The following is a 6,740-nucleotide window of genomic DNA, read 5'->3' as shown; positions in this document are numbered from 1 at the left end:
AACCTTGGCCATATAGTTAATTATATGGCTAAGTTAATTTATCTGACCAGTCAAATAATATTAAACGTTAAAAAGATAGATTACTTATCATTAAATTACATTAACGCCTAATAGTCTTCATCAGAGATAGTCTTTCCTCTTTGTTTTTTATGATGATATTGCTATGCTGAGTTGATTAACGTCAATAACATAATGTAATTGATATAAAATCAGAAAAGAACATAGTTTATTATTATTATTTCTTAACGAAAATATTAAGTGAGAAAACATCACAAGGCGATAATAAGTATGACAACAAAACCAGATGATTACTCAAGCTACATTAAGTTAACTATTGTTTCCATTATATGGGGCGGAACGTTCATAGCAGGAAGGTTTATCTCCTCTGATACCAGTTCGTTATTATCAGCTACAGTTAGGTTTATCTTTGCAGCATTTGTGCTAATGATGATTATCGCTTTTTCTAAAAAAGGATTTATCAAAATCAATAAGTCACAAATGGCAAATATTGTCATGCTGGGTTTCTTTGGTATTTATGTCTATAACCTTTGTTTTTTTTATGGCCTGAAATATATCGATGCATCCAGAGCTTCTCTGATTGTCGCAATAAATCCCGCAGTGATAGCAACAGTCTCGTATTTTTTGTTTAAGGAAAAAATGTCCACCATAAAAACTATCGGGATTTCATTCTGTTTGTTTGGTGCCGGGATCGTTATTGTCAGAAACAATTTATCATCATTATTGAGTAATAAAGGTAACATAATTGGTGACATCTCTATTTTAGGATGTGTCATCAGCTGGGTGATTTATAGTGTTTTCGGCAGGAAAACAATCAATGAAATTGGTGCATTATATACTGTCGCTTACTCCGTCATTGCGGGTGCAATAATGTTAACAATAACAGCGTTCGTGACGGGTGATATTAACTCTACTGCATTAGTTTCTTTATCCATGAGCGATTTAATAAGCCTGACGTATTTAGGCGTCATCGGATCAGCGATTGCGTATGTTTTATACTATGATGGCATTGGTAAGATTGGCGCCACAAGAGCAGGTGTTTTTATTGCATTAAATCCACTGACAGCGATATTGGGCGGAGTACTCTTTTTACAGGAAACATTTACTGTATCTATATGTATTGGTGGAATTTTCATTATTGCAGGAATTTTTATGACCAATAAAAAGATAACAAAATAATATACGGCTAAAAAACCATATTGGGATATATACCAACGGATTTCGATACAACCAGCAAAGAAGCGGTTCGGAAGACAGTAGATAGCAAAATTTAAGATAATATATGAATCAGATTATTACCATCTTATGGCCATTATTTGCATTGATACTATTAGGATTTATTCTAAAGCGTAATACCTCATTTAATCCTTTATTCTGGCAAGGAGCAGAGAAACTTAATTATTTTCTGCTTTTTCCTGCTTTATTAATCAATAGCCTGGCAACTGCGTCTTTAGATAATCCTCAGTTACCACAGCTATTTTGGGCCATTCTCGCTGTAATTAGCATCGGTTTAATGACATTAATAGTCATTAAGTTTTTACTCAAATGGCCAGCGCAACGTTTTGGTGTTTATGTACAGGGGTCATTGCGTTTCAATACTTATCTCGGATTAGCCATCACGGTAGATATTTTCGGCTCTCATGGGATCGCTGTAGCATCGCTGATACTTGCTATCTTGGTTCCTCTTTGCAATGCAATTTCTGTGTTTGCACTAACACCAGATATCAAGACCTTATCAATTAAGCAGTTTGTCATGATAATTACTAAAAACCCTCTGATATTAGCCTGTTTCATTGGGATAACCCTCAATTTGACTAATATTGGCTTGCCTTACGGCTCAGGGCAATTTTTAAAAATTCTGGCAGGGGCGAGTCTTCCTCTGGGGTTAATTTGCATCGGCGCATCGTTGCAGCCATCAATGCTAAGAACAGAGAAAAAACCAATTATCATTAACAGCCTGTCCAGATTATTACTGATGCCTCTGGTGGCCGGCATTATTGGCTGTTTATTTGAACTCGATGTGTTGGAAATCAACTTACTGATTCTCTTTTTCGCCATACCCACTGCACCGACAGCTTATATTTTAACCCGCCAGTTAAATGGAGACAGTCAGTTAATGTCAGCGATTATCACGTTGCAAACAATGCTTGCAGTAATTACATTACCTATTGTATTAGGTTTGAGATTCGACTAATTGATTGACTAGTTTACAGAATGGAAATTTGATTTGGAGCGGGAAACGAGACTCGAACTCGCGACCCCAACCTTGGCAAGGTTGTGCTCTACCAACTGAGCTATTCCCGCATTATTGATGGTGAACCAGAAATGCTTTAACTTGAGTCTGAAATTACGGTAAACACCCGTAACTATCAACTTCCTGCATCTCAGGAACGCGCGCTATTATGAACGCCTCAGATAAAGATGGCAAGCCATTTACCCAGACATCAACACTAACCGCTCAAAAGACATTCAAATCTGTATATACCGCATACTTTGCATATGTTTATAGAACGCTGCCATTGCAATATGGTACATTACGTTATCTAAAAATTAACATAATATATACAATTAACCTCTAATAAGATTTGTACTTGTCGGAATAATTTGCTGGAAATAGATTAGATCCATTTTTAGTCGTATCTCAAACGGTAATGCTCTTAAGTAAAGGCCGAATTATATGACTCTATACTCTCCACCTAAATTTGTTACTGGCAATGACGCGCTTGTCGATCTTCTTCTCGCTCAGGCGGAACTGGATAAAAGCCATAATCTCAATACAGCAGGATTTGTTTCAGGGTATCGAGGTTCACCATTAGCCCGCTTGGATCAGGCATTATGGCAAAGCGGGAAAAAACTGGCTCAGGCTAATATACGTTTTCACCCTGCAATCAATGAAGATCTTGCAGCGACTGCGATTTATGGTACTCAAAAAGTTGAATCTGACCCCGACCGCAATGTTACCGGTGTTTTTAGTATGTGGTACGGCAAAGGGCCGGGGGTTGATCGCGCCGGAGATACGCTCAAGCATGGCAATGCCTATGGTACTTCACCCAATGGTGGAGTACTGGTTATTTTGGGCGATGATCACGGATGCGTATCTTCTTCTATGTCACACCAATCTGATCTCTCGCTGATATCATGGGGTATGCCGGTCTTACATCCCGCTTCAGTGTCTGACTACCATGATGTGGGATTATGGGGCTGGGCAGCCTCCCGTGTCAGCGGAACATGGGTTGGGTTCAAAGCAATCAGTGAAGTCGTGGAAAGCAGTGCTATCAGGGGAGAGAAAACTCTTCCTGAGTATAAGATACCGGAAATAGATCCCGGGCCGAACGGGTTACACTGGCGCTGGCCGGACCTTCCCAGCCCTTTGATAGAACAACGGCTGGTCTATAAACTGAAAGCTGTTCAGGACTTCGCCAGACTCAATCCGATAGACCAGCTCATCGCACCATGCCAACATCCGCGAGCCTTATTAGTTACCGTTGGTAAAGCTCATCAGGATGTTCTGGAAGCGCTGCGCATCGGAGGCCTGTCACCTGCTGAGCTGGCAAAAAACGGTGTTGCTCTTCTCCATGTTCGACTGGTTTATCCTTTATCACCACTTCTCAGCGAGATGGCATCACAAGTTTCTGATATTTTTGTCATTGAAGAAAAAAACGCTGTTGTTGAACTGCATCTCGCGCAGCATCTCATTAATTTGCCACGACAAATTAATCTGATTGGGAAACACGATCATCTCGGCAACAAACTAGTCTCTACAGATATGGAGTTACGCCCTTCCCTGCTTGCTCCTCTTCTGGCAGATTGGCTAAAAAAATTCGACTTATTTCTTTCTGTCCCTTTGGAATGGACTGTCCAGACAACATTACACGATATCACGCTTCCCAAACGGACACCTTATTTCTGCGCTGGCTGCCCCCACAGCACTTCAACCCGTCTGCCTGAAGGTAGTCAGGCACAAATCGGTATCGGATGCCATGTAATGGCAGCATGGATGGATCGTAGTACGGGTTATGGCCTGACCGCGATGGGGTCAGAAGGAGTTGACTGGATAGGCCATTCCGCTTTTATCAATCGCTCCCATGTATTTCAGAATCTGGGAGACGGAACTTACTTCCATTCAGGGCATTTAGCCATTCGTCAGTCCATCGCTGCTGACAGCAACATCACCTATAAACTGTTATTTAATGACGCCGTTGCAATGACAGGCGGACAGGCACTTGATGGCAATATAACGATCCAGCAAATTGCCTCTTTAATACTGGCTGAAGGGGCGAAAGAAGTTGTAGTCGTCACCGATGACCCGGATAAATATAAAGGCCAGAATAGCCTCCCTGCCGAAGTCAAAATTTATCAGTCGGATTATCTCGAAGATGTACAGAAACGTCTGCGGGATATCAAAGGCGTGACAGTCATCATCTATGAGCAGGTCTGTGCAACAGAGTTACGTCGTAAAAGAAAAAGAGGGTTAATCCCACAGGCAAAAAGGCGGGCGGTGATTAATGAAGCCGTTTGTGAAGGTTGCGGTGATTGCCAAATTCAATCCAATTGTCTTGCTGTTGTTCCGATTGAAACACCGCTGGGCACTAAACGTGCGATAGATCACCATGTCTGTAATTCAGATCTATCCTGCCTGAAAGGCTTCTGCCCCAGTTTTATTACTATCGAAAACGCCAATCCAGTTCAGGATCCCGGCACAATAATGTCGCAGGAAGAAATTGATAACCTGCTGATTAAACTCCCTGAACCAACGATAAAAATGGCAGATGCTCCCTTTGAAATTTTATTAGCGGGGGTCGGAGGAAACGGCATCATTACTACTGGTCATATGCTTGGTCTTGCTGCCGAAATAGAAAAATATGCTGTTAATCTGCTTGATTTTACAGGCTTCGCTCAAAAAGGGGGTGAAGCAATGACCCATATTCGATTGAGTCAGAATGCCGAACAATTGCATCAGGTCAGAATTGATCGAGGACGTGCAGATCTTGCTATTGCGGCTGATTTAGTCACTGTCACAGGGCAAAACTCACTGGAAGTAATGTCAAAATCAAAAACCGGTTGTGTACTGAATACCCATGAGACGCAAATCGGTGCCATGCTGAGAAATCCGACACTCAATTTAGATCAAAGCAGAATACAGGATACTCTCCGCCAGCACTGCCGGACATTACAATCCATTGATGCCGAGCAGATTGCTGCCGAATTGGTTGGGGACAGAAATCAAACTAACATTGTTTTAATCGGCTATGCTTGGCAGCTTGGTAAAATCCCAATCAGTCTACGTTCTATCGAGCAGGCCATCCAGAAAAGTGGCATAAAAAATCATGTCATAGAGAATGCTCGACGCGCTTTACATATCGGTAGAATTGCGGCCGTACAACCAGATATCCTGAATAATTCTCTACATGTTGAACCGAAACACACCATCAAGACACTGGATGACCTGATTTTACACCGATACCAGCTTCTGGTTGAGTATCAGAATGAAAAATATGCACTGCGTTATCTCAGCCGTATTGCTCAAGTCCAACAGGTTACACAGCAAATTAATGCCGAAGAACTAACGAAATCTATCGCAGAAAACTTATTCAAACTGATGGCCTATAAAGACGAGTATGAAGTTGCCCGCCTTTACGTCAAAACCGGGTTCTTGGATAAGCTCCGTTCACAGTTTGATAAAACGGATAAGATCCGCTTTCACCTCAGTGCACCATTTTTCAATCGTAAAGATCCCAGAACCGGTGAAAGAGGAAAACGGGAGTATGGCTCCTGGATAATTCCTGTTTTTCGTTTTCTCGCTGCCTGTAAACCTTTGCGCGGTACTATTTTTGATATCTTTGGTTATCAGGAAGAGCGGAAACAAGAGAGGGATTTACTCTCCGAATATGAACAATTAATTGATCTACTCATAGAAAAATTAAATAGCAATAACATGGAGATTTGTCAGAAGCTCGCTGTTTTACCCGATCAAATCCGTGGTTTTGGGCATGTGAAGCAAAAAACGATAAAAAATATGCAGGAACGCAGAGAAATACTGCTAAAAGAACTTACTGAAAGCACTTATTGAAATACCTATTCAAAACAGATGGATATCACTGGCTACGGTGATATCCATCTATTTTATTATTTTCAGGGAATGGATTATATCAAGTCCCGAATTTGTTAATATAATTCTCACAATCTTGCCCTGAAACATCTTCTAACAAATTATTGCTATAATGTACGCCATTAAAACTCTTACCTTTTGATGTTTTTATACTTTTTTTAGCTGGTTTATGACTAATATTTTCATCTTTTTGCTGGTCTAACAAAGAATTCAGTTTGTTAGTTAATTCCTCATTTTCCTTTTTCAGCTTGACATATATACTCCCGGCTTCTCGCATGCTTTTCTTAAACCGACCACATACTTTAATGTATTTTTTATAAACTTCCTCTGCTTCTTCCTTGTATTTCCCATATGAATCATTAAATTTTTTTCTTAATTTAATCTCATGAAAACTACGCTCTAGCTTTTGATATGCTTTAAACACTCCAAGTTTATTAGAAAAAGCAGAAAATTTAATGACAACGGGTCTGTTTTTATCAATTAAATTAATGTGTATTTTTTTCCCAAGTAACAAAACATCATCTATTTCATTGAAATAACCTGAGAAGATAATTTTATTACTTTTATTTTCTTCTATGATTAAATTATCTTCAGTAAGATTAGTCTTTAATTT

General features: G+C 40.0%; 4 protein-coding genes and 1 tRNA gene. 3 read left to right on the top strand and 2 right to left on the bottom strand.

Annotated elements, in window-relative coordinates; translation table 11 throughout:
• Positions 1–288: 288 nt before the first annotated feature.
• Positions 289–1,197, top strand: coding sequence for a DMT family transporter (locus AACX38_RS04235; RefSeq protein WP_228865775.1), 909 nt, complete (start codon positions 289–291; stop codon positions 1,195–1,197).
• Positions 1,198–1,300: 103 nt separating this feature from the next.
• A complete protein-coding gene (locus AACX38_RS04230) occupies positions 1,301–2,212 on the top strand; it encodes an AEC family transporter (protein ID WP_228865774.1) in 912 nt (303 codons plus the stop codon).
• A 34-nt stretch (positions 2,213–2,246) separates the two neighbouring features.
• Here the strand turns inward: AACX38_RS04230 and AACX38_RS04225 are convergent.
• Positions 2,247–2,322: transfer RNA gene (locus AACX38_RS04225), tRNA-Gly, on the bottom strand.
• A gap of 373 nt (positions 2,323–2,695) precedes the next feature.
• On the opposite strand from AACX38_RS04225, the gene AACX38_RS04220 reads away from it, so the two are divergent.
• Entirely contained in the window at positions 2,696–6,088 is a 3,393-nt protein-coding gene (locus tag AACX38_RS04220; protein WP_228865773.1) for an indolepyruvate ferredoxin oxidoreductase family protein, read from the top strand.
• A 79-nt stretch (positions 6,089–6,167) separates the two neighbouring features.
• Here AACX38_RS04220 and AACX38_RS04215 read toward each other — a convergent pair.
• A partial coding sequence (locus AACX38_RS04215) for a hypothetical protein (RefSeq protein WP_228865772.1) occupies positions 6,168–6,740 on the bottom strand: 573 nt, incomplete at its 5' end.

The sequence above is a fragment of the Xenorhabdus sp. PB30.3 genome (assembly GCF_963895965.1).
GTDB lineage: Bacteria > Pseudomonadota > Gammaproteobacteria > Enterobacterales > Enterobacteriaceae > Xenorhabdus > Xenorhabdus stockiae.
Note: the sequence above shows the minus strand (reverse complement) of the source record. Positions and strands in the feature narration are given on the sequence as shown.